The 19,780-nt window shown below is 63.5% G+C and carries 13 protein-coding genes and 10 pseudogenes; 14 read left to right on the top strand and 9 right to left on the bottom strand.

Features of this window, described 5'->3' with window-relative positions; genetic code table 11:
• Nucleotides 1-22: 22 nt before the first annotated feature.
• The 3 genes from AC2RP6_RS01455 (at nucleotide 23) to AC2RP6_RS01445 (ending at nucleotide 2,256) form a co-directional block, all read left to right on the top strand.
• Entirely contained in the window at nucleotides 23-604 is a 582-nt protein-coding gene (locus AC2RP6_RS01455; RefSeq protein ID WP_486444616.1) for a class F sortase, read from the top strand.
• A 120-nt stretch (nucleotides 605-724) separates the two neighbouring features.
• Nucleotides 725-1,216 (top strand): RNA polymerase sigma factor, encoded by a 492-nt coding sequence (locus tag AC2RP6_RS01450; protein ID WP_486444432.1) that lies wholly within the window; start codon nucleotides 725-727, stop codon nucleotides 1,214-1,216.
• Nucleotides 1,217-1,935: 719 nt separating this feature from the next.
• Nucleotides 1,936-2,256 (top strand): transposase, encoded by a 321-nt coding sequence (locus AC2RP6_RS01445; RefSeq protein ID WP_486444431.1) that lies wholly within the window; start codon nucleotides 1,936-1,938, stop codon nucleotides 2,254-2,256.
• A 484-nt stretch (nucleotides 2,257-2,740) separates the two neighbouring features.
• Here AC2RP6_RS01445 and AC2RP6_RS01440 read toward each other — a convergent pair.
• Both AC2RP6_RS01440 and AC2RP6_RS01435 read right to left on the bottom strand, forming a co-directional pair.
• Nucleotides 2,741-2,912 (bottom strand): annotated as a pseudogene (locus AC2RP6_RS01440) (IS110 family transposase); the annotation flags it as partial.
• 790 nt (nucleotides 2,913-3,702) lie between these two features.
• Nucleotides 3,703-4,218, bottom strand: coding sequence for an SsgA family sporulation/cell division regulator (locus tag AC2RP6_RS01435; RefSeq protein WP_486444430.1), 516 nt, complete (start codon nucleotides 4,216-4,218; stop codon nucleotides 3,703-3,705).
• A gap of 370 nt (nucleotides 4,219-4,588) precedes the next feature.
• On the opposite strand from AC2RP6_RS01435, the pseudogene AC2RP6_RS01430 reads away from it, so the two are divergent.
• Nucleotides 4,589-4,821, top strand: a pseudogene (locus AC2RP6_RS01430) (transposase); the annotation flags it as partial.
• Nucleotides 4,822-5,402: 581 nt separating this feature from the next.
• Nucleotides 5,403-6,586: pseudogene (locus AC2RP6_RS01425) on the top strand (IS701 family transposase); the annotation flags it as partial.
• 45 nt (nucleotides 6,587-6,631) lie between these two features.
• On the opposite strand, the pseudogene AC2RP6_RS01420 reads toward AC2RP6_RS01425, so the two are convergent.
• Nucleotides 6,632-7,406: pseudogene (locus tag AC2RP6_RS01420) on the bottom strand (transposase); the annotation flags it as partial.
• 72 nt (nucleotides 7,407-7,478) lie between these two features.
• Between AC2RP6_RS01420 and AC2RP6_RS01415 the strand changes: the two are divergent.
• The 3 genes and pseudogenes from AC2RP6_RS01415 to AC2RP6_RS01405 all read left to right on the top strand — a co-directional run.
• Nucleotides 7,479-7,895, top strand: a complete 417-nt coding sequence (locus AC2RP6_RS01415) for a hypothetical protein (protein ID WP_486444429.1) — start codon at nucleotides 7,479-7,481, stop codon at nucleotides 7,893-7,895.
• Between the two features lie 242 nt (nucleotides 7,896-8,137).
• On the top strand, nucleotides 8,138-8,569 hold the full coding sequence (locus AC2RP6_RS01410; protein WP_486444428.1) for a hypothetical protein: 432 nt from the start codon (nucleotides 8,138-8,140) through the stop codon (nucleotides 8,567-8,569).
• Nucleotides 8,570-8,778: 209 nt separating this feature from the next.
• A pseudogene (locus AC2RP6_RS01405) lies at nucleotides 8,779-9,599 on the top strand (IS5 family transposase); the annotation flags it as partial.
• Here AC2RP6_RS01405 and AC2RP6_RS01400 read toward each other — a convergent pair.
• The 3 genes and pseudogenes from AC2RP6_RS01400 to AC2RP6_RS01390 all read right to left on the bottom strand — a co-directional run bounded on the left by AC2RP6_RS01400 (nucleotide 9,586) and on the right by AC2RP6_RS01390 (nucleotide 12,263).
• Nucleotides 9,586-10,203 carry an IS630 family transposase gene (locus AC2RP6_RS01400; protein WP_486444427.1) on the bottom strand — a complete coding sequence of 206 codons (618 nt, stop codon included), beginning with the start codon at nucleotides 10,201-10,203 and terminating at the stop codon, nucleotides 9,586-9,588. The pseudogene AC2RP6_RS01405 and the gene AC2RP6_RS01400 overlap by 14 nt on opposite strands.
• Nucleotides 10,204-10,675: 472 nt before the next feature.
• Nucleotides 10,676-11,171: pseudogene (locus AC2RP6_RS01395) on the bottom strand (IS5 family transposase); the annotation flags it as partial.
• Between the two features lie 213 nt (nucleotides 11,172-11,384).
• Nucleotides 11,385-12,263, bottom strand: a complete 879-nt coding sequence (locus tag AC2RP6_RS01390; protein ID WP_486444426.1) for a L,D-transpeptidase family protein — start codon at nucleotides 12,261-12,263, stop codon at nucleotides 11,385-11,387.
• Between the two features lie 179 nt (nucleotides 12,264-12,442).
• Here AC2RP6_RS01390 and AC2RP6_RS01385 point away from each other — a divergent pair.
• Nucleotides 12,443-12,676: pseudogene (locus tag AC2RP6_RS01385) on the top strand (methylmalonyl-CoA mutase family protein); the annotation flags it as partial.
• 168 nt (nucleotides 12,677-12,844) lie between these two features.
• Here the strand turns inward: AC2RP6_RS01385 and AC2RP6_RS01380 are convergent.
• Both AC2RP6_RS01380 and AC2RP6_RS01375 read right to left on the bottom strand, forming a co-directional pair.
• Nucleotides 12,845-13,557 (bottom strand): annotated as a pseudogene (locus AC2RP6_RS01380) (IS5 family transposase); the annotation flags it as partial.
• 68 nt (nucleotides 13,558-13,625) lie between these two features.
• Nucleotides 13,626-14,120, bottom strand: coding sequence for a hypothetical protein (locus AC2RP6_RS01375; RefSeq protein WP_486444425.1), 495 nt, complete (start codon nucleotides 14,118-14,120; stop codon nucleotides 13,626-13,628).
• 894 nt (nucleotides 14,121-15,014) lie between these two features.
• Between AC2RP6_RS01375 and AC2RP6_RS01370 the strand changes: the two genes are divergently transcribed.
• Together AC2RP6_RS01370 and AC2RP6_RS01365 are read left to right on the top strand one after the other, a co-directional pair.
• Entirely contained in the window at nucleotides 15,015-15,416 is a 402-nt protein-coding gene (locus AC2RP6_RS01370; protein WP_486444615.1) for a cytidine/deoxycytidylate deaminase family protein, read from the top strand.
• Between the two features lie 179 nt (nucleotides 15,417-15,595).
• Nucleotides 15,596-15,838, top strand: coding sequence for a helix-turn-helix domain-containing protein (locus AC2RP6_RS01365; RefSeq protein ID WP_486444424.1), 243 nt, complete (start codon nucleotides 15,596-15,598; stop codon nucleotides 15,836-15,838).
• Nucleotides 15,839-16,335: 497 nt separating this feature from the next.
• On the opposite strand, the gene AC2RP6_RS01360 is transcribed toward AC2RP6_RS01365, so the two are convergent.
• Nucleotides 16,336-17,498, bottom strand: a protein-coding gene (locus AC2RP6_RS01360; protein ID WP_486444423.1) for an IS3 family transposase whose coding sequence is annotated in 2 segments (ribosomal slippage) — nucleotides 16,336-17,211 and nucleotides 17,214-17,498 — 1,161 coding nt in all. Because the reading frame shifts where the segments join, the coding sequence is not laid out codon by codon here.
• A gap of 65 nt (nucleotides 17,499-17,563) precedes the next feature.
• Here AC2RP6_RS01360 and AC2RP6_RS01355 point away from each other — a divergent pair.
• The 3 genes and pseudogenes from AC2RP6_RS01355 to AC2RP6_RS01345 form a co-directional block, all read left to right on the top strand.
• Nucleotides 17,564-18,053, top strand: a pseudogene (locus AC2RP6_RS01355) (transposase family protein); the annotation flags it as partial.
• 128 nt (nucleotides 18,054-18,181) lie between these two features.
• Nucleotides 18,182-18,901 (top strand): FadR/GntR family transcriptional regulator, encoded by a 720-nt coding sequence (locus AC2RP6_RS01350; RefSeq protein WP_486444422.1) that lies wholly within the window; start codon nucleotides 18,182-18,184, stop codon nucleotides 18,899-18,901.
• Nucleotides 18,902-19,305: 404 nt separating this feature from the next.
• A pseudogene (locus tag AC2RP6_RS01345) lies at nucleotides 19,306-19,761 on the top strand (DDE-type integrase/transposase/recombinase); the annotation flags it as partial.
• Nucleotides 19,762-19,780: the final 19 nt, after the last annotated feature.

Here is a 19,780-nt window from a genome sequence, read left to right as displayed (position 1 = left end):
CAGGCGGACATTCGGCGCTGCCATGTTTGCGGCGTTGCTGACCGGGTGCAGTTCTAACCCAGCACAACAGGCACCCGCCCGTGAGCCTGTTGCACCGGAAGCTCAGGCGTCCTCGGATACAGGTGCCGATCGGGTACCACCGCCGGCGCATTCGGTGCCCGCGCAGTTGGTGATTCCTGCCATTGGTGTCGATTCCCCACTGCTGAGTCTTGGCCTGGCGCCTGACGGCACCGTGGAGGTCCCGCCGGTCGCCCGGAACGACCGGGCAGGCTGGTACCGGCACTCCCCCACTCCCGGACAGCGCGGACCCTCCGTAATTCTGGGCCACCGCACCGTCGGTTCCTATGGGGACGGAGTGTTCCGCCGCCTGGACCGGCTGCGCACGGGACAAAGCATCACGGTCCGCCTGGAGAACGGAGCGCGGACAGAATTCACCGTCACCTCCACACAAACGGTGACCAAATCCCACTTTCCCGCCAACAAGGTCTACGGGAACGTGAACCGTCCGGAGCTGCGTCTCATCACCTGCGGCGGACCGCAGGAGGCACACGGCTACCGTGACAACCTCATCGTCTTCGCCACACTGCGCACGATCATCCATTGACGATCATGACCTGCCGGCGCGTGGTCGGCTCGCCCGGCGAGACGCCATGCGAGCCGACCACATGCCGTGAAGCGCGCCAAACACTGCACGTGCGACTGAGCACCCGGCCTCTGGAGAACATTGAAGCGGACCCGCGAGAAGGCCGCCTCCGAGCTTTTCGCTGCCCTGTATCCGCATCTTGCCGGATGGTGTCGCCGCCTGGTGGACGACGACGAAACAGCCCACGAGATCGCCTCAGAAGCGTTCACACGCTTGTGGGCCCGCTGGACCGCTGTAGAGGAACCCCACGGATTCGTCTACGTGACCGCGGCCAACCTCGTGCGCGATCACTGGCGCAAGACAGAACGGGAACGCCGGGCAATCCGGCACATCTCGGCCGAAAAAGCCGTTCGCGTGCATAGCGAGCAGACAGACCCCTCAGTCCGCCTGCTCGTCCAGTCCCTACCCCAACGGCTCCGCGTCCCCACCCTCCTGCACTACTACGCTGACATGACGATCCGCGAAATATCCGCGCTGACCGGACGCAAGGAAGGGACCGTCAAAGCCGACCTGCACGCGGCCCGTGAACTACTCCGCGCCCACCTGAGGAAAAGCCTTGACCACTCACTTTGACGACGACACAGACCTCCCCTCCCCGGACCCACTGATCCAGTTCCTGCAACCAGCCCACAGCCTCCTCCAGCCACCTGCCGGACGTTATCGAGCCATCCGCCGCACGGCGGGCCGCCGTAAACTCCTCCATGCTGCTATCACAGCAGTCCTCACCTGCGCCGCCTCCGCCATCACCCTCCCCACATACCTGACCACCCCCATCCCTCACTCCCCTCCGGCAGCCCCACCCGCACCGCCACCCAAACCACCACCCCCGCACCCCAGCCCTCCACTACTCCCTACGACCTCAAACCCACCCCTCTACCTACACCAGACACCTCTATAGACATCACCTCCCAGACAAACGACTCCGCCATAAGCACAACACCCCCGCCGCCAGCACCTGAGCCTTTTCCAACTGGTTCGGTCATAAGGCTCTTAAGCCGGCAACGCGGTGAAGCGTCTGATAGATGAGTTTTCGGCCAATAGAGCCGTCTCCACCAGGGGCTTCACGTGCTTGTCTACCCGTCGGGCGTCGACGTGTCCAGCTCCGCCCCCCCACTTCCTCACTCAGCAGTTGCGGCGCCATCGCCGTGTGATCGGATCTCGGTCGACCCGCGGCATGTTCTCCACAACCGACTGCGGCCGTTGCTGGCCGGCATCGACCTGTCTCCCAGCCAGAACTACCGGTGAACCGTTCCGTGCTCAATAGAGACTCGATTCCATGGAAGAATCGAGTCATGGCACGCCCCTCCTCTCATCCCCTTGAGCTGCGTAAACGAGCGGTCCGTATGGTCGCCGAGGTCCGCGGTGACTACCCGAACGAGTCGGCTACGATCAAGTCCGTGGCCGGGAACATCGGCTCGACCGAGACACTGCGCAAGTGGGTTCGTCAGAGTCAGATCGACTCAGGCGTCCGCCCCGGCGTGACCAGCGAGGAGTCCGCGCAGGTCAAGGCGATGAAGAAAAAGATCGCCGAGCTGAAACGAGCGAATGACATCCTGAAGGCTGCGGCGAGTTTCTTCGCGGCCGAGCTCGACCGGCCACATCCTCGCTCGTAGCCTTCATCGACGAGCACCGGGACCGCTTCGGCGGCGTCGAGCCGATCTGCAGGGCGCTCACCGAGCACGACTGCAAGATCGCCCCTTCCACCTACTACGCCCACAAAAAGCGATTGGATTCACCCTCACCGCGAACGGTGCGGGACTCCGAACTCAAGCCCCTCATCCACGAGGTGTTCAAGAACAACTACCGCGTCTACGGAGCCCGGAAAGTCTGACGGGAGCTGAATTGACAGGGGCACACCGTGGCCCGCTGCACCATCGAACGACTGATGCGCGAGAGCGGCATCGCCGGCGCTGTCCGCGGCAAGAAGATCATCACGACGGTCCCGGATCCCGCCGCCTCGCGGGCGCCCGACCGTCTTGAGCGCGACTTCGTCGCCGATGCCCCGAACCGCACGTTTCGACATCGCCTTCGACGGCCCCCTCACCAACAACCGAATCTGACCCGACCAGCCAACCCAATTACACCAAAAACTCTACAGACCCGTATGGGTGTGTCCGCGGTGTCGCCGTGTGTGGTGAGCAGGTCGAGGAGTTGCTGCAGGCCCGTTGCGTCGTCGCCGATCCGGGCCCTGCCTAAAAGGGTCCCTTCGCGTGACCACCGCGATGTCGTGGTGATCGCTGGCCCAGTCGATACCGCAGAAAACTTTCACGGGTCCGGGTCCTCGCGGTTGAGGTGTGTCGCTGCTGGTCGCAGCCGTGCGGGGCACGCGTCTCCCTAATGGAAGGGCTCGATGGCCCTGCATCCAAATAGCCGTTCGTGACCCCAGCGATCCGCAGTGCCCTCGGTCTGTGAGGGAGCTCGTCAGGCTCCCGGCTTTTTCAGAGGTGACCCCTGCGAACGGCTTGGACCACGAACTTCAACGTTCCGGTCGTCTGCCTCGGTTCCGTACGAACGCGGTGGCAGCGACGGGACCGGGTGCCGGCTTTTGACCAAGGGATCGAGTCCCAGGGGTGCGTCATGACTATCCTGGTGCCGACCGCTGCCACCGCGAACGGGGAGTGAATCCGGAGGCCGCGCTCTTTTTGAAGACCTCAAGGCCGGGTATCGGGTAGCGATCCGCCGGCTTCAATGCCCATTAGGTAACGGGGGGTGCCAAGGTGAGGGGAACGCAAATGATTTGCCGCTGACGGAAGAGAAATCTGGTGGAAGAGCCGGAGCTGCGGTTCACCCCGAACGGGATACCGGTGGCCCGGTTATAACGGTCGGTTTCACTCCCCGAACCTTCGACAGGGACACCGACCAGTGGTGATCAGCCATCGACCACCCAGCGCGCGTCTGCCGGCCAGCATCCCATGCCGACGACCTATTTCACGAGCCTGAACGTCTCACCGATGGGGGCGGTGTCCCGAGTAGTCACTACCCATCCCCGCAAACTGGACTCGCTGGCTTATTATTTCAACTGCCTTGGGGAGTCCGGCTGCGGCAGGGGGCGGGGTCCGTTAACCCGCTGCCGGATCATCTCCGTCGGCGAACATGCCGCAATAGGAGGAGACCACGGCGTCGATATCCACATTCTGGAATTCAGTTCCGACTGGGACGGCCTCGTACACGAGCTTGATAAATTCCGCCAGGGGCGCCTTCTTGAACCTCAGCAAAATCTGTCTTTCATCGTCCATCAACCTGATCACCACGTTTCCGTTCAAGGCGGGCCATATACTCACCGCCCCTATTCCGGAGTGCCCGTCAAAGCCAGGAAGTATCAGGTCGCGACTGAAAAGCCATGCACCGAGGAGTGTCTGGTCGGAAAATATTTCCATACACACTGCAAGCGGATCCGCGGGAGCGTAGGAAAACTGCAGGTGCAAGGATCCATCGACACCGTCTGGGCGGAAGAACTCTGAGGCAAATTTTTCTGTTGTAATCCTATTCCCCATTACCTTGCCCTTTCGAATGATTATGAAAACAATTGCCCTATAGCTCCGGTTTTTCAGCGCGCACCCTGGGGGTTTCCTCAAATTGCCAGGGTTCCCAAGCGGGCCGAGTGGTCCCTCTATGGCATGGAATCCCGTGGTGACCCCGAGGCGGTTCGCTGTTCGCCTTCAGCCGGCGTCGCATGTTTGGCTTCGGGCGGCGCTCATCCCTCGGCCGGTATGTCTCGATGCACGGCATCATGGCACGAAAACAAGCCATCCGGGATGGGTGTGGCTGAAAAAAGTGACTTGGTGAGCATTCGCTCGAGGAAGGCGTTCGCTTGGAAACCCATCTGCCTCGCACGCCTCACACGTAACTTTCATCCCACGGGGATCGCGTTCGAGAGCATCATCGAAATGTCTCGTCTGCGACCAAGAGGTCATCTCATTTGGTTTTTTGGGTAGGCTGTCGTTCATGGTGGGGATCGTTGAGCGGGTGGTGCCCGAGGCGCCGTCACGTTTTTCGGATGGCGGTCGGCGTCGGCATGGTGACCGAGGAAATGTTGGCGGCGATCGTGTTCGTCGCCTCGGGTTGTACCTGGCAGCGGTTGTATTCGGCGTCGTTCGGACCCTCGGCGCGACCGCCTATCGGCGGTTCTCCGAGTGGTCGAAGGCCGTGTGTGGGCCAAGCTCCACCGCCTGGTCCTCTACCGGCCTCGGGACTGATAGGCCCGCATATTGAGGTGTCGCGTATCCTCCGGAGCTCCAGTTTGGTCACCCTGGGTGGTCGGTGGTGGGCGCATAGGGCGGGATTGTCCAGCGCATCGTCGTCTGGCCCGTAGGACCAGGCTGGAGAGTTACGCGATAAACCTGTCCCTTGTCGGCGTGATCGAAGAACTGCTCCAGCTCGGGCTTGGTGAAGGCCCGTCGTCCAGGCTCGCCCTCGGCTTCGTCGGTCTGCGCTGCAGCATTCCAGTCGTGGACCACCTGGACTGAGTGAGTACCTAAATACCGCATGCACTCGTCGCTTCAGCCGTAGGCGGGGTTGGTCAGGAAGTCGCAGAACTGGCGAAAGCCTTGGTAGTTGCGCAGGGTGGAGCGGACGCAGCCATGCACGGCTCGCAGATCGGTCGACCATTCGTCGACATGCTGCGGCGTCCACTGCCACGGCTTCGCATCGGTGTGCCGGGTGAAGGATCGGATCGTACGTTCTTGGTCATTGACGTACCCTAATAGGACTCCGTTAGGTCTTCTGGTTGCGGCTGTCCTTGTGTGGGCATGTCGGGTGTGTGGACACACGTGAAGTGGACCGTGTTCGGGTTGAGTTGGCGTCGTATGTGGCTGACGTGTTCGCGTCTTTGAGGCGTAAGGACCAGCGGGCCAAGAGCGACTGCTACCTGCGGGGACTGATGCTGGACGGTCGGCGTAAGTCGATCCAGGCCATGGCCGGTCGGCTGTCGGACGGCAACGAGCAGAACTTGCAGCAGTTCGTGAACCAGTCCACCTGGGATCCGGTGCCGGTGCAGCGTCGGATCTGCGAACGCATGCTGCCGCTCATCACTCCGACGGCGTGGGTGATCGACGACGTGTCGCTGCCCAAGGACGGAAGGATGTCGGTCGGGGTGGCTCCGCAGTATTGCGGAGCTCTGGGCAAGCGGGCGAACTGCCAGGTCGCGGTCAGCGTCCATGCCGCGACGGATGCCGCGTCCTGCCCGCTGCAGTGGAGGCTGTTCCTGCCACGGTCATGGGAAGCGGACGACGACCGCAGGACGTCCACCCGAGTCCCGCCCGAGGTCACCCACCGTCAGAAGTGGCGGCTGGCCCTGGACATGCTCGACACCCTGGCCGGCTGGGACCTGAGGCCTCCGGCGGTGGTGGCGGATGCCGCCTACGGCACCAACGCGCAATTCCGGGCCCCGGGCTTGCCGACCGCGAAATCCACTTCGTTCTGGCCATCCGGGCAGATGTGAGTGCCTACCCGTTCGATGCTGAGCCCGAAGCGCCTCCACGCATGGGACCGGTCGGCTGCTGGCCCCAGCCCCGCTACCGACACCCCGCACCGTCGGTGGCGGCCCTGGCTGCCGGTGTGGGGCCGGAGGCATTCAACACGGTCAACTGGCGCCAGGGGACCCGAGGCCGGCTGAAGTCCCGCTTCGCCGCCCTACGGGTCCGGCCCGCCGGCAAGGCTGTCGAGCGCCCGATCAAGACCGCGGCCTCGTCCACTCAAGGCTGGTGGGGCGGGGTCCTGCCGGACTGCTGGCTGCTGGTCGAGTGGCCGGAACACGCGGAAGCCCCGACCGACTACTGGTTCTCCAGCCTCCCGGCCGACACCCCGATCCCCGAGCTGGTCAGGCTGGCCAAGGTCCGCTGGCGCATCGAGCACGACTACCGCGAACTCAAGCACGGCCTGGGCCTGGACCACTTCGAGGGACGGTCCTGGCCGGGTTGGCACCACCACGTCACCCTCGTGTCCGAGTCGCCTCCGGCATGGTGGATCGCGGTGAAGCCCGTTGATCCATCCGGCGAGGGCGAGGTTGTACATCCGGGCGATACCGAGCATGGCGTGGTGGACGCCTTCTCCCTTGAGGCGGCAGTCGCGGAGGATCTTCCAGGTCTTCATGCGCGCGAAGACGTGTTCGACGCGGGCTCGGACTTGCTTATGGGACTTGTTGTGTTCCTCTTTCCAGTCCGGGAGTTCAGTCTGGCCGCGCTCGCGGCGGTGCGGGATGACGAGTCCGGTGCCCGGGTAGCCGCCGTCCGCGATGACCGTGGTCTTGCCGACGGCGGCCTTGGCGCCAGCCTCCTCCCACGCCTTGCAGTCGTTGCGGTTGCCAGCGAGCGGCCGGCCAACCACGACGACCAGCCGCGTATCGGCATCGATGACGACCTGGTGGTTGGTTGAGTACCGATAGTTCTTCAACTGCTCGGCCACAGTGTGATCCCGGGTGGGCACCAGGGTGCCGTCGACTATGAGAACGGTGTCCTTAGCGAACCGCTTGAGGGGCTGGAGCGCGAGCATCGGCCCCAGGTGGTCGATGATCCGGCCCGCCGCCGACCTCGACACCCCAAACAGTGGCGCGAGTTGCCGCATCGTGAGGTTCGTGCGCCAGTACGCAGCGACCAGCAGGGCCTCGTCCTCCAGCGGAAGGCTCCATGGCCTGACCTTTGCGGACCGCGTCCGCGCCCCCACGTCGCAGCACCGTCACCAGCTTGCCGAACTGCCGCGGGCTCAGCCCGGTGAACGGGGCTATCCAGGACGGCTCCGACGCCGTGATCATGATCACACCAGCCACACCAAGATCATTCCAGTTGCAGGCGCTGCCCCGCGTCCTCGATCCTGTGTGCTCGGCAAGCAAGGAGGACACATGGGACTGGTCCTTTTCCCTGGCGACGGAGACAACAGCAGTCCGGATGTCTCCTGGACATACAGCGGCTTCGCCGCGTTCCGGCGGCGTCTGGCCGAGGCCGAGGGGTTCGTCCTCTCCGACATGTCAGGCTTCGGCGGCGAGCGCCCGTGGAGCGAGGTGTCCGCCGTTCTGGAGCCACTCCTCGATCATCCGGATGCCGGCGGCGACGACCTTTCGCCTGCCGAATGCGCTTCGATTCTGGTCCGGCTGGAAGCGATCACCGACCAGTGGACACAGGAGGCCGGCGACCAGCTCTTCCAGCACATCGAGGACGCCCGCCAGCTGGCGGGCGTCCTGCGGCTCTGCATCGCGAAAGACGTCCCGCTGGGTCCTCTGAAGCCCCGACCGCGGACCCGCTTACGAGACAACCCGTAGGCAAAAACCTCTTGGTGGGTCAGGCGGTGGCGGAAGAGGATCTCCATGGGCGCGTCGCAGTCGCTGAGGGAAAGCGGGACCAAGGCTTACCACAATAGAGCCGAAATGAGCAGAAGTACTCCACCCTTCTCGTCGCCTCACTAAGTAGAATCACCTGTGCCCAACAAAAAGATTCAGGTCTGGACGCTCGATCATTCCGCGACAGGCCGGGCGCATATCTCCTGAAGGAGCGGGTGGTAAAAATGGGTCACTCAAAGAAGAAATACACCTGCGGGATCGCAACTCTCGGCCTTATTGCGGCAGTCATCACGATGGGGCAGCCAGCTTCTGCCGCCTCTGCGTGTCAGCTCACCATGGGGGATACCCGTGGCGCCTGGGAGGCGCACACTGTTTGCAATATCAGTCGCTCAAGCGCTGTAATCGAACGCATTGAGTACTGGGGAGAGGATGCCTGGCCTTTCCCTGATCACTGGCTCACACAGTGGCTGCCCACTAAGGGGCGGCCCAGTCCTGCGAACCGGGAAATCGTCCATAGGGCCGGAACCGTTTTCAACGAAGACAACGGAATTCCGTACGAGGATGATGAAGTATATGCAAAGATCTTCCTGCTTGATCCTCTCACGCATACCAAATGGGAAGTGAAGACAAACACTGTCAGCGGCGATTTTAGTTAGGCGCTTTTATCCTCATGCGGCAGAAGAGCCGTTTGTGGCGGCAGGGGGCGCTGCAAGACCCAGAGAGGTCAGATATTTTCGGGGTTCGTAGCGGTTACGAAGTCGCCGGTAGCTGGTGATGCAGGATATGGTCCGCTCAATCACTTATCGGCGGCGCACTAGACTAGGGTCTGTTGTCGAAGTGATCTTGTTTTGTGGATCATGGTGTTGTGCTACGTCGCCGTGAACTGTGTGATGCCGAGTGGGAACTCGTGCGGCCGCTGCTGCCCCGGCCTGTGCTGGGGCGGCCGCGGTTGGACGACCGGACGTTCCTGAACCGGCTCGTGTGGAAGTTCCGAACCGGTGTCGCCTGGTGGGATGTGCCCGAGCGATACGGCCCGTGGGCCAGTCTCCACACGCGTTTCCGCAGGTGGGCGGCGGACGGGACCTTCAAGCGGATGCTCCGGGTCGCGCAGGCGAACGCCGACGCGGCAGGTGGCATCGACTGGCTGGTGTCGGTCGACTCCAGCATCGTCCGTGTCCACCAGCACGCGGCCGGGGCCCGAAAAGGGGGCTCCAAAGCCCGGCCCTCGACCGGTCACGAGGCGGGCTGACCAGCAAGATTCATCTGGCCTGCGACGGCCCGGGCCGACCGCTGGCCTTCGTACTCACCGGCGGGAACACCAACGACTGCACCCAGTCCACCGCCGTGATGGACGCGATACGGGTTCCCCGGATCGGGCCCGGCCGGCCCCAGGCGAGGCCCGACCACGTCATCGGCGACAAGGGCTACAGCTCGAAGGCGATCCGCGTCTGGCTGCGGCGCCGGGGCACCACGCACACCATCCCGGAACGGTCTGACCAGATCCGCAACCGAGCCCGGCGCGGCAGCCGGGGCGGCCGCCCGCCCGCCTTCAACAAGCACGTCTACAAGCGCCGCAACGTGGTGAAACGGTGCTTCAACCGCCTCAAGCAGTGGCGCGGAATCGCCACCAGGTACAACAAGACGGCCCAGTCCTACCGAACAGCCGTCACCCTCACACCGCTCCTGACGTGCAGCGCTGTACGACACCGCAGGCGTGGGCCTTGCGTTGCCGGATCGTCCTTGCCGTCTGCGGTTTCTCGTCCACCGCGAACACCGCTGCGCTGGCCGGCGGGGCGAGGTAGAGACCGACGACGTCACGGATCTTGTCGATCAGGAACGGGTCCGGGGAGATCTTGAAGGTCTTGGTCCGCCACGGCTGCAGGCCGAAGGCGTGCCAGATCCGCAGCACGCTTGCCGGAGAGATCCCCACGACCTTGGCCAGTTCCCGCTTGGACCAGTGCGTCCCGGCCAAGGGCGTCTCTTCCAGGGTGCGGACCACGACCTCTTCCACCTGGGCGTCCGTGATGGTCCGCGGCACTCCGGGCCGCGGCTCGTCCGACAGACCGTTCAGACGATCCTGCAGGAATCTAGTCCGCCACCGGTCCACCGTCTTACGCTCTGTGTCTAGCTGCGCGGCCACCACGGTGTTGTTCCACCCTCGCGCGCACGCAAGCACGATCCGCGCTCGCTGGGCCAGGCCCTGCGCAGTCGTGCGTCGCCTGGCCCAGCTCTCCAACGTCGGCCGCTCAGCCTCCGACAGCACCACCGGCGGCAGCCTGTTATCGCCCATGTCTTCAGGACACCGGACCGAATCCGCCTCCGTCAGGCAAAGCCCAAGATCTGAAACAGAACACGACTCATGGGGCGAGCCCAGAACTCAAAACCAGATCACTAGGTGTATTGACCCGCAGCGTTGTTGATTCGGCTGATGGGTGGATGTCCGCCGAGTGTGATCCAGTGACGGTCGGCATGTAGACCCGAGAGTTCCTGCGGCTTGGAGTCCGGCGATGGCTTCGGCAAGTCCGGGCCGAGGCGTGCCGCCTGTGTCGAGCATGACTTTGTGCCGCCAAGACCAGATGCCCCAGAGCTGTTGCGCAGAGGCCGTCTGGTTCAGAAAGACCTCGAAGTCCGCGCCTGCCTCCAGCTCGGCCAGGGCTGCGCGGGCAGAGGCGCTGACGTCCTGGGACAGTGCGAATTGCAGGGTGTCTCGGTCCATGCGATCAGTTTGCCGGGTCGGTCTGTCGACTTGGCGCAAGTGCCGGTTAGGTCAGGGACAGCACCTGGCGGTGGGTGATCAGGCAGCAGGCGAGCCTGAGGAAGGCTCGTGGATGTCGGTCCGTCGTTCCCAGCGGACTCGGAGTCGTTTGAAGCCGTGGAGCCAGGCGAAGGTGCGCTCGACCACCCACCGGAAGACGCCCAGGCCGCTGCCGTGGGGTGTGCCGCGTCGGGCGATGACGGGCACGATCCGGCGGGCCCGGACCTGGTCGCGGTAGACGTCGTGGTCGTGGCCTCGGTCGGCAAAGACCGACTGGGGCTTCCGGCGGCGCCGCCCCGGCCGGCCGCGGACAGGCGGGACGGCGTCGAGCAGAGGCATGAGCTGGGTGAGGTCGTTGCGGTTGCCGCCAGTGAGGATGACCGTGAGCAGGGTGCCGAGGCCGTCGGTGATCAGGTGGTGCTTGGAGCCGGCCCGTCCTCGGTCGACTGGCGACGGTCCCCTCTGGATCCCCCTTTTAGCGCCCTGACGTGGCTGGAGTCGACGACCGCTCCTGACCAGGGTCGGCGGCGGGGTGGGTGCGGCCGGCGCGCCGGGGCCCGGCCAGTACACCGGTGAAGGGGAAAGAGAGAGTTGGGTGTGGTGGATCAGTTGCAAGACCTGGGGGCTGGAGGACGGCCTAATGTGTTCCTCCGGCCGGTGGCCGGTCGTGCGGTCGGGGCCCGGCCCGCGGGCCCCGGGGATCACCCGGCGCGGGCTCACCAGTAGACGACGACCTTGTCGCCGACCTGGACGTCGTCGAAGAGCTTCGACAGCTTGCCCTTGTCCCGGACGTTCACGCAGCCGTGCGAGGCGCCGGCGTAGCCGCGGGCCGCGAAGTCCGCGGAGTAGTGCACCGCCTGGCCGCCGCTGAAGAACATCGCGTACGGCATCGGCGTGTGGTAGATCGTCGACGTCCACTCCTTGGCCTTCCAGCCCACGTTGAACACGCCCTCGCGGGTCGGGGTGTTCTCCGAGCCGAAGCGCACGTCCATCGTGGAGACGACCTTGCCGTCGATCATCCAGGCGAGCGTGCGGCTCTCCTTGCTGATGCACATGACGCGGCCCGTCATGCAGCGCGGGTCCGGCGCGGCGACCTCGTTGGTGGTCGGCGGGCGCAGCTCTTCGGCGGTGGGCTTCTTGCTGGAGCTCTGGATCTTCTTCCAGGTCTTCTCGTCGACGCCGCCGGTCGCGTCCAGACCGTTCTTCGCCTGGAAGGACTTCACCGCGGCCGTGGTCTTCGACCCGTAGAAGCCGGTCGGCGCCACCGTCATCAGCTTGAGCTGCTTGAGGCGGGCCTGGAGCTCGCGGACCTGCTCGCTCTCGTCGCCGTTGGCCATGATCTGCTTCACCGAGGGCGAAGGGGAGGCCGACGCGGAAGCGGAGGCGGAGGCGGACGCCGACGCCGAGGCCGAGGGCTCGCCGGGCTTGTTGTCGGTGGACGGAGAGGCTTCGGGGGTGGCGCCCGCCGTGGGCGATGACGGTGCCGCGGAGGAGGAGCCGGAGGACTCCGTCTTCTGCGGACCGCAGGCGGTCGCGGCGAGCGCGACGGCGGTGGCAACCCCGATCGTGCGGATTATGGCTCTCTGGCGCTGCATTGCAGTCCCCCGGTTTCTACGTCGTGTATCTAGGTGATGCCTGGCGCGCGTGGAGAGTTGCACAGGGTCCCGGGATGTTGCGCCATTGTGACCAGCAACCGTCCGCAGCCTTACGAAGCGACGCGCGGGCACGGTTGTACCAGCCCCGGGCCCGGTTGCTCTACGGAGGACTTCGTCACATGGCAAGCACGGAGAGCGGAATCCCGGTCGAACCGGTCTACGGGCCGGGCGATCTGACGGAATGGGACCCCGAGGTCCAATTGGGTGCACCAGGGGACTTCCCATACACCCGAGGGATTTATCCGAACATGTACACCGGGCGGCCGTGGACGATGCGGCAGTACGCCGGCTTCGGTACCGCCACCGAGTCCAACGCCCGCTACCGGCAGCTCATCGCGGGCGGCGGCACCGGCAGTGGCGGGCACATGCCGTCGTCGGTGGATGAAAGGACCCGTTACCTGACCTGGACAGCATGGTTCTAGCATGCGAGGTCGCAGGAGGCGACCGATCTCGGCTTCGAGACTGACTCTCTAGCCACGACCTCGAGCGCGCAATGACGGCTTTAGATCATCTCATTTGGCGAGTCGGCGGCAGCCCGCGAGCGAGGACACGGTCCGCTCTACGACCCATCGGTGCCGGCCGAGCCGGTCCCAGGACTCGATGCCCTTCCGTGCGATGCCCTTCCGTGCGATGCGGTGCCGGACTCCGCGGCCGCGCAGCCATCTACGCAGGTCGCGGGATTCATATGCCGTATCGGCGTGGAGCTTGCCTGGCCGTCGGCGGCGCGGCCCGCGACGGGATCGTACGGGCGGGATGCCCCGGACCAGAGGCTTGAGTGTCGTGCAAGTTCGCACCAGAGAGCGACGGATATGGGCAGACCCGTCCGTTCGGTGATCAGATGGATCGACCCGTACTTGCCCCTGTCGACAGGATTCGGACCTGCCAGGCCGCCCCTTTTCAGGGCCCTTATGTTCACGGAGTCGATCGCGCACCGGGACCAGTCCAGCTCTCCGCGGACCCCCAGCTCGTCCAGGACCAGCCGGTGGAGCTTGGCCCACACCCCGGCCCTGCTCCACTCCGCGAACCGCCGGTGGGCCGTCGCCCCCGAGGGACCGAACGAGGCCGAGGGCAGCTGCTGCCAGGTACAACCCGATGTGGCCACGAACATGATCGCCACCAGCACCTCCCCATCTCCGTACAGCCGCCGCCTACCGCCCTGCGGCCGCGACGGAGCCTCCGGCACCACCACTTGGAACAACTCCCACAACTCGTCCGGCACCAACCACTCAACGATCCCCCACCATGACCTCAGCCTACTCAGCAAGGACAAATGAGATGGCTTCTTAACCAGAATTACGCAGTTCAGTACCAGCCGGATAAGGTGCCCGTGCGGGCCTGCATAGAGTGCCTATCGGCATCGATCCATTTAGCAGTACAGTAAACCTCATCCTTCTCCGATATATCTTCATTCAGCCAACTAGGACGTTGGCTATGGATTGAGAAGTTTGCGCGGACTCCATCATCGGTCGCGAGCAACTTGAGGGGCGCGTTTTTGTGAAATACGAGAGACTTACCGTATCCAGGGATCCATAGAGTGTCGTCGAAACCCGGATCCTCGCCGTGACACACCACCTCGATGCTAGCACCATTATAGATGTAGCCTTCCGCTTCCTGGCGCTCCATAGGTACATGCATACTCAGATCCATAAGGACGGCTTGGTCGGCTACATTGATATTCAGCTTCGCTGAAATGCCGCTAGATGCGGCTGCGGGGCTCGCCGCGACGCCTGCAATTGTACCGGCCGAGAGAGCAAGAGCAGCACTCGCCCGCAAAATAATACCGACACTTCTATTCATGCCTGTCCTCCTCATCGCCCACCCTTGCGCAGAGCCAAGGGTCGCTTTCCGATAAACTTTAAGAATTAGAGCTGGTTCGCGACAATTAAAGCGTGAGGTCGGACATCGATCACCTAAAACATCGATCGCGTCGGCATGAACCTCTTAGAGTCAAGGCGCCCATCTCGTTTGCAGGTCTGCACTGTATTGCCGCTTCGAGGTGTCGCAGAGTGAGTAATAGTTGCTCAACCTTGATCCTGACTCGAACAAGGGCCGCCGTGCTCCTATGCATATGCGAGGACATGTATACGCAAATACCGGGTACGTCGATAACCGAGCCGTAGCACCTAATGAGCGTCTTAATTATCAGTATTCCTTATACGAACCCTACGGGGCGTCTATTTATATCACAAACAAGGCCTCCGAATTGAGCCGCCGGCGCTAAGTCTTGCAATTCGGATACCGTTCTCCAGTTGTGCAATTCTTGAAATTCGACGCGTTGACAAAATAAACTCTATCGCCGCCGTCAGACCTAACGACGAGCTTATAGCGCCACTGCTTTCCGGTTTTCATAATCTTCCTATCGACTATCGTTCCAGAATCCTCTTTGGCGGAACATGACAGGGTGCAGAGTGTCACGAGTGCTGCAGCAATTGCGGCAATCGGGAGCTTCAGCCTGTGCAAAACAGGGGCAGGCGAGAGTCTTATTTTCCAGTTCTTCATGTTCTAAATTCCTCACGGCGGACGCTTGATATTAGAATAGAGAGTACATTTTTGTCGGCGGGTGTTCATGAGTATCACTTGCTCACGTATTAACGGTCGGCCTTGGGGCACGCTAGGCACCTGAATCATCTGAGACTGTTCTATGGGAGATGCCAAGTGCACAGCTGTAAAGTCGCGCCTCAAGCGGATACGATGCACTCTATCGGATCGCCGGGACGGGCCGTATGGATGCTCCGATTGGCGATCCGTCAGGCTCAAAGGTCGCGATGCCGACAAAGGGTAGGTGCGGTCATTGCCATGGGAAATCGAGTCCTCGCCGCATCGCCGAACTTGCGTCGAAATAACCCGTCTATAGATTTTCGGCATGCCACATTCCATGCAGAGGAAGCTGCTGTGAGACGAAGCGGCAATTGCGAAAGCGCCACAATATATGTAGCCCGCATAGGGTGCGACGACGTTCCTACACTAGCGCTTCCATGCCCGCGATGTCAGGAAGCGTTATCTAGTGTGGGAATAAACCGCGCATATTTCACAACTGCCCCGGAAGGTGCGACGTACCCGATCAATTTTAATTTCAGTTGCGCTATTTTCTAGTTAAGTTGGCAGTGACCGTTTTCAGCGCTGCCGCTCCAGGGTGAGGATGGCGGCGGCGATTGACGAGAGGGCGGCTCGGGCTGCACCGGGCTCGGCGGAAGATCCGCCGGGATTTCAGTCGCGCGGTGTTATATGCAGGGACCGGCAAGGGTGTACCGGGTGACTCCGAATATCATTCGATGAAGTCTAGGATCAAGGCGAGGGAAATGAAAAAAGGAACTCCCGTAACGGGCGCAAATCGTGCGTCACTTGCCGCAAAAATAAAGGGTGAATACGAAGCCGGCGCTTCTATTCGCAGCCTTGCTGTAATTAATGGCCGCAGCTACGGATTCATCCACCGTCTGCTTGGGGAAACTGGCGTGACTATGCGCCCTCGAGGTGGAGTTTCAAATAAAGAAGCCGGAGAAGAAGGTGGCTCCTAATGTTCTAAGTTGGGAATCCTGCTCAGATGTATAGGCTTGTCCTACGGTACGGGCAAGTTGGCCGAAGGCTGACTTGGTGCTGATGGGTGAGGAGCGGGCCGTGTTCGAGGGGTGGGTGCGGCGCCGTTCGACGCCGCAGCCGTGAGCCTTGCGGTGTCAAATCATCCTGGCGGGTGCTGAGGGCACGACGAACAAGGATGTTGCGGCCCTGGCGGGTTGCACGCCTCACGCGGTGGGTTACTGGCGAGCAGGTCGCCGCGGTGGTCGCCAAAACATTGGAATTCCCTCCGAAGATCGCGACGCACTGGTCGACGCGGTCGATGACGAAGGAGATGGCGCTGTCGCAGTCGCCCGTGTCCCGGATCTGGCGGGCATTGGGCCTGCGGCCGCACCAGTCGGAGACCTTAAGCTGTCGACCGATGCGACAACTAGCCACCTACAAGACCCCCGCCCTCAAAAAGCGGCGGGTCTGATGCAGCGTTGGGTGACAGGTTCAGTCACGCGGCCTGCAGAGCCGGTGTGCTCATGACGGTTTCGTATTCGACGGGGGTGAGTCGGCCGAGGGCGGTTTGCCGGCGGCGTCGGTGGTAGGTCCGTTCGATCCAGGTCACGATCGCGATGCGGAGTTCTTCGCGGGTGGCCCAGGTGCGGCGGTCGAGGACGTTCTTCTGCAGCAGGCTGAAGAAGGACTCCATGGCCGCGTTGTCGCCGGCCGCTCCGACTCTTCCTATCGAGCCGGCCATCCGGTTGCGACTGAGGGCCTGGACGAATCTCCTTGATCGAAATTGCGATCCCCTGTCGCTGTGCACGATGCATCCGGCGACGTCCTGGCGTCGGGCGACGGCGTTGTCCAGGGCTTGCACGGCCAGGCGGGACTTCATCCGTGCGTCGATGGAGTAGCCCACGATCCGGTTGCTGAAGACGTCCTTGACCGCGCAGAGATACAGCTTGCCCTCGCCGGTGGCGTGTTCGGTGATGTCGGTGAGCCAGAGCCGGTTCGGGCCGGTCGCGGTGAAGGCCCGGTTCACCAGGTCGTCGTGGACCGGCGGGCCCGCCTTCCTGGCCCGGCCGCGTTTCTTGCCGAACACGCTCCACCACCGGTTGTCCCGGCAGATCCGCCACGCGGTCCGGTCGGACATGTCGGCCCCGGCGTCGCGGGCCTCGTCGGCCAGGAAGCGGTAGCCGAACTCCGGGTCGTCGCGGTGCGCGGCGAACAGCGCGTGCGCGCGATGGGCCTCGGCGAGCTCGGCTGCGGTCACCGGGTCGTCGAGCCAGCGGTAGTAGGGCTGCCTGGCGAGCTTCAGCACCCGGCACGTCACCGCGACGGGCACCCCGCCTGCGGCCAGCTCCTTCACGAGCGGGTAGATCCTTTTCCCGGCAGGTTCGCCTGCGACAGATAGGCCGCCGCCCGCCGCAGGACCTCGTTCTCCTGCTCCAGCAGCTTGATCCGCCGACGCGCTTCCCGCAGCTCCGCGCTCTCCTGGCTGGTCGTCCCCGGCTTCACGCCGTCGTCGATGTCCGCGCGGCGCATCCACTTCCACAACGTCATCGCGTGGACGCCGAAGTCGGCGGCCACCTGCTCGACCGTGACGCCCGGACCGCGGTTCCTCGCGACCCGCACGACGTCCTCGCGGAACTCCTGGGGGTAAGGCTTGGGCACAGCGACATCCTTCCCACCTGCCATCGACAGCAAGCCAGTTCAGATGTCACCCGATCGTGCGGCAGACCCGGCTGCTAACGGGCGACCACGTCATCGTTGACGGCACTCTCATTCCGATCGACCGGGATCCGCGCGGACGAGCCGTACTACTCGATGAAACACCGCAAGCACGGCATGAACGTGCAGGTCATCGCCCGCCCCGACGGCACACCGCTCTGGTTCTCCCGCGCGACACCTGGCCGGACCCACGACCTGACCGCGGCCCGATCCCACGGCATCGTCCAGACCTGCCTCACCTGGCAGATCCTCGCCCTCCCCGACCGCCCCTACCAGGGCGCCGACGCCACCTTCCGCACCCCGTACAAGAACCATCGCGAACAGCCCGCCCACTACGAGCAGTTCAACCGCGACCACGCCCGCCTGAGAGCGCCCGGAGAACGCGCCTTCACACAGCTGAAGTCCTGGCGAACCCTCCGACGAGCCAGATCCCCCACCCGACGCATCGGCACCATCGTCCAAACCGTCCACACCCTGCTGACCTGCAAATATTCAGGACGAAAGAGGCTCACTAGGACAGAGTCTTCTTGCACAGTCCAAGCTGGAGGGATGCTGGGCTCTTGACTTACCCCGGCCCCATCGATTGAGTGGCTGGCCCAGTGATCCTTCCGCTGAGGAGATGAGTTATGGAGGCATTGCCCCGCGAAACCCTTGTTGACGTCCTGGAAAGCCGTCTGCGCGAGGATATTCTCGCCGGTCGATACGCAACAGACAGTTACCTACCCCCTGAGCGGCAGCTCGCCGAGGGGTACGGTGTCACCCGGACGACGCTTAAACATGCTTTCAGCCGTCTAGTGCAGGCTGGACTGCTGGAAACCCGTCACGGCATCGGTACCCGCGTCCGTGACTATGCCCGTGCAGGAGGCGCCGATCTGCTGCCCATGCTCGTGCGGCACAACCCTGATTGGATCGGCGACATCTTCGAGGTCCGCCACAGTATCGGCGCATTGATTGCGGAACGGGCCGCCGTCCACGGTAGTGACACACAGCGCGATGAACTGAGTCATCTGCTGGAGGCAGTGCGAAGGGCTGACGCGGGGGACGGGGTGCAGCTTGCCGACATCGAGGTGCACCGCGCCTTGGCCCGCGCAACGGGCAACCGGGTCTACGTACTGCTTACCAACACCCTCTTCAGCGCCTACCTGCCGGTACGGGCAGCTCTGGCAGGTCCGTTCACAGATCCCCTCGTAGCCCACGACCGACTGGCGCCCGTTGTCGACGCCGTTGTAGCAGGTGACCGAAGCGCCGCGAAGAATGCGGCCGAAACATATCTGGACATGACGGAGCGGATCATGAGGGAAGATCTTGCACGAACTTACGCGGAACGCGATTCACGGAGACCATGACCGGTACGGCTCAGTTAGACGGCGAGGACCCATCCCGGGCGATACGCCTCGACCTGCAGATCTCCGCTGATCATGTTTTGAATCCATTCGGCACGACGGATGCGCGGATCAACTGACGGGTACGCGTACCCAGCCACACTGATGATCAGGCTGCTACCGGGAAACTGGACCTGGAGGTGAGGTATCGCCGCTGGCCGGGCGCCGCCTTCGCTACCAGATCTGGTTGACCGCAGAAGGCCGCCGACTGACCCTGGACGACTGTAAATCCGTGAGCCGTCATCGGCCCGTAAGGTCGATGACCTGTCTGCCTTTCACGCTCTATGAGAACGATCCTTAGGTCGGCACGAGTGAACTGCGCTTCCCGGTAGTGACAGGAATCGTGCCCTTTTTCGCGAGTTTTCGCTCGCATCCTGACCCGGCACCGCCTGAACCGCCTGTCCTGGCTGGATCGCCCGACCGGCACAGTGATCCGACGCTATGAACGCGAGCGGCCGGGCGAGCTCGTCCATGTGGACGTGTAGAAACTCGGCCGGATCCCCGAGGGCGGCGGCCACCGCGTCCTGGGCCGCGAGGCCGGCCGCAGAACCAAGTCCGGCGTGGGCTTCGATTACGTTCACTCCGCCGTCGACGACCACTCCCGGCTCGCCTACAGCGAGATCCACGGCGACGAGAAGGTCGCGACCTGCGCGGGCTTCCTCGCCCGCGCGGCCGCGTTCTTCCACAGTCAGGGCATCACCCGCATCGAACGGGTCCTGACGGACAATGCCTGGGCCTACCGCAAGGGCCTGGCCTGGAAGGCCGTGCTTGCCGACCTCGGCGCGGCCGGCAAGCTCACCCGCGCCTACCGGCCACAGACCAACTGCGAGGATCTGACGGCGT

It is taken from the genome of Streptomyces sp. WAC03905, from assembly GCF_057371075.1.
This window is presented reverse-complemented; position numbering and strand designations above follow the sequence as displayed.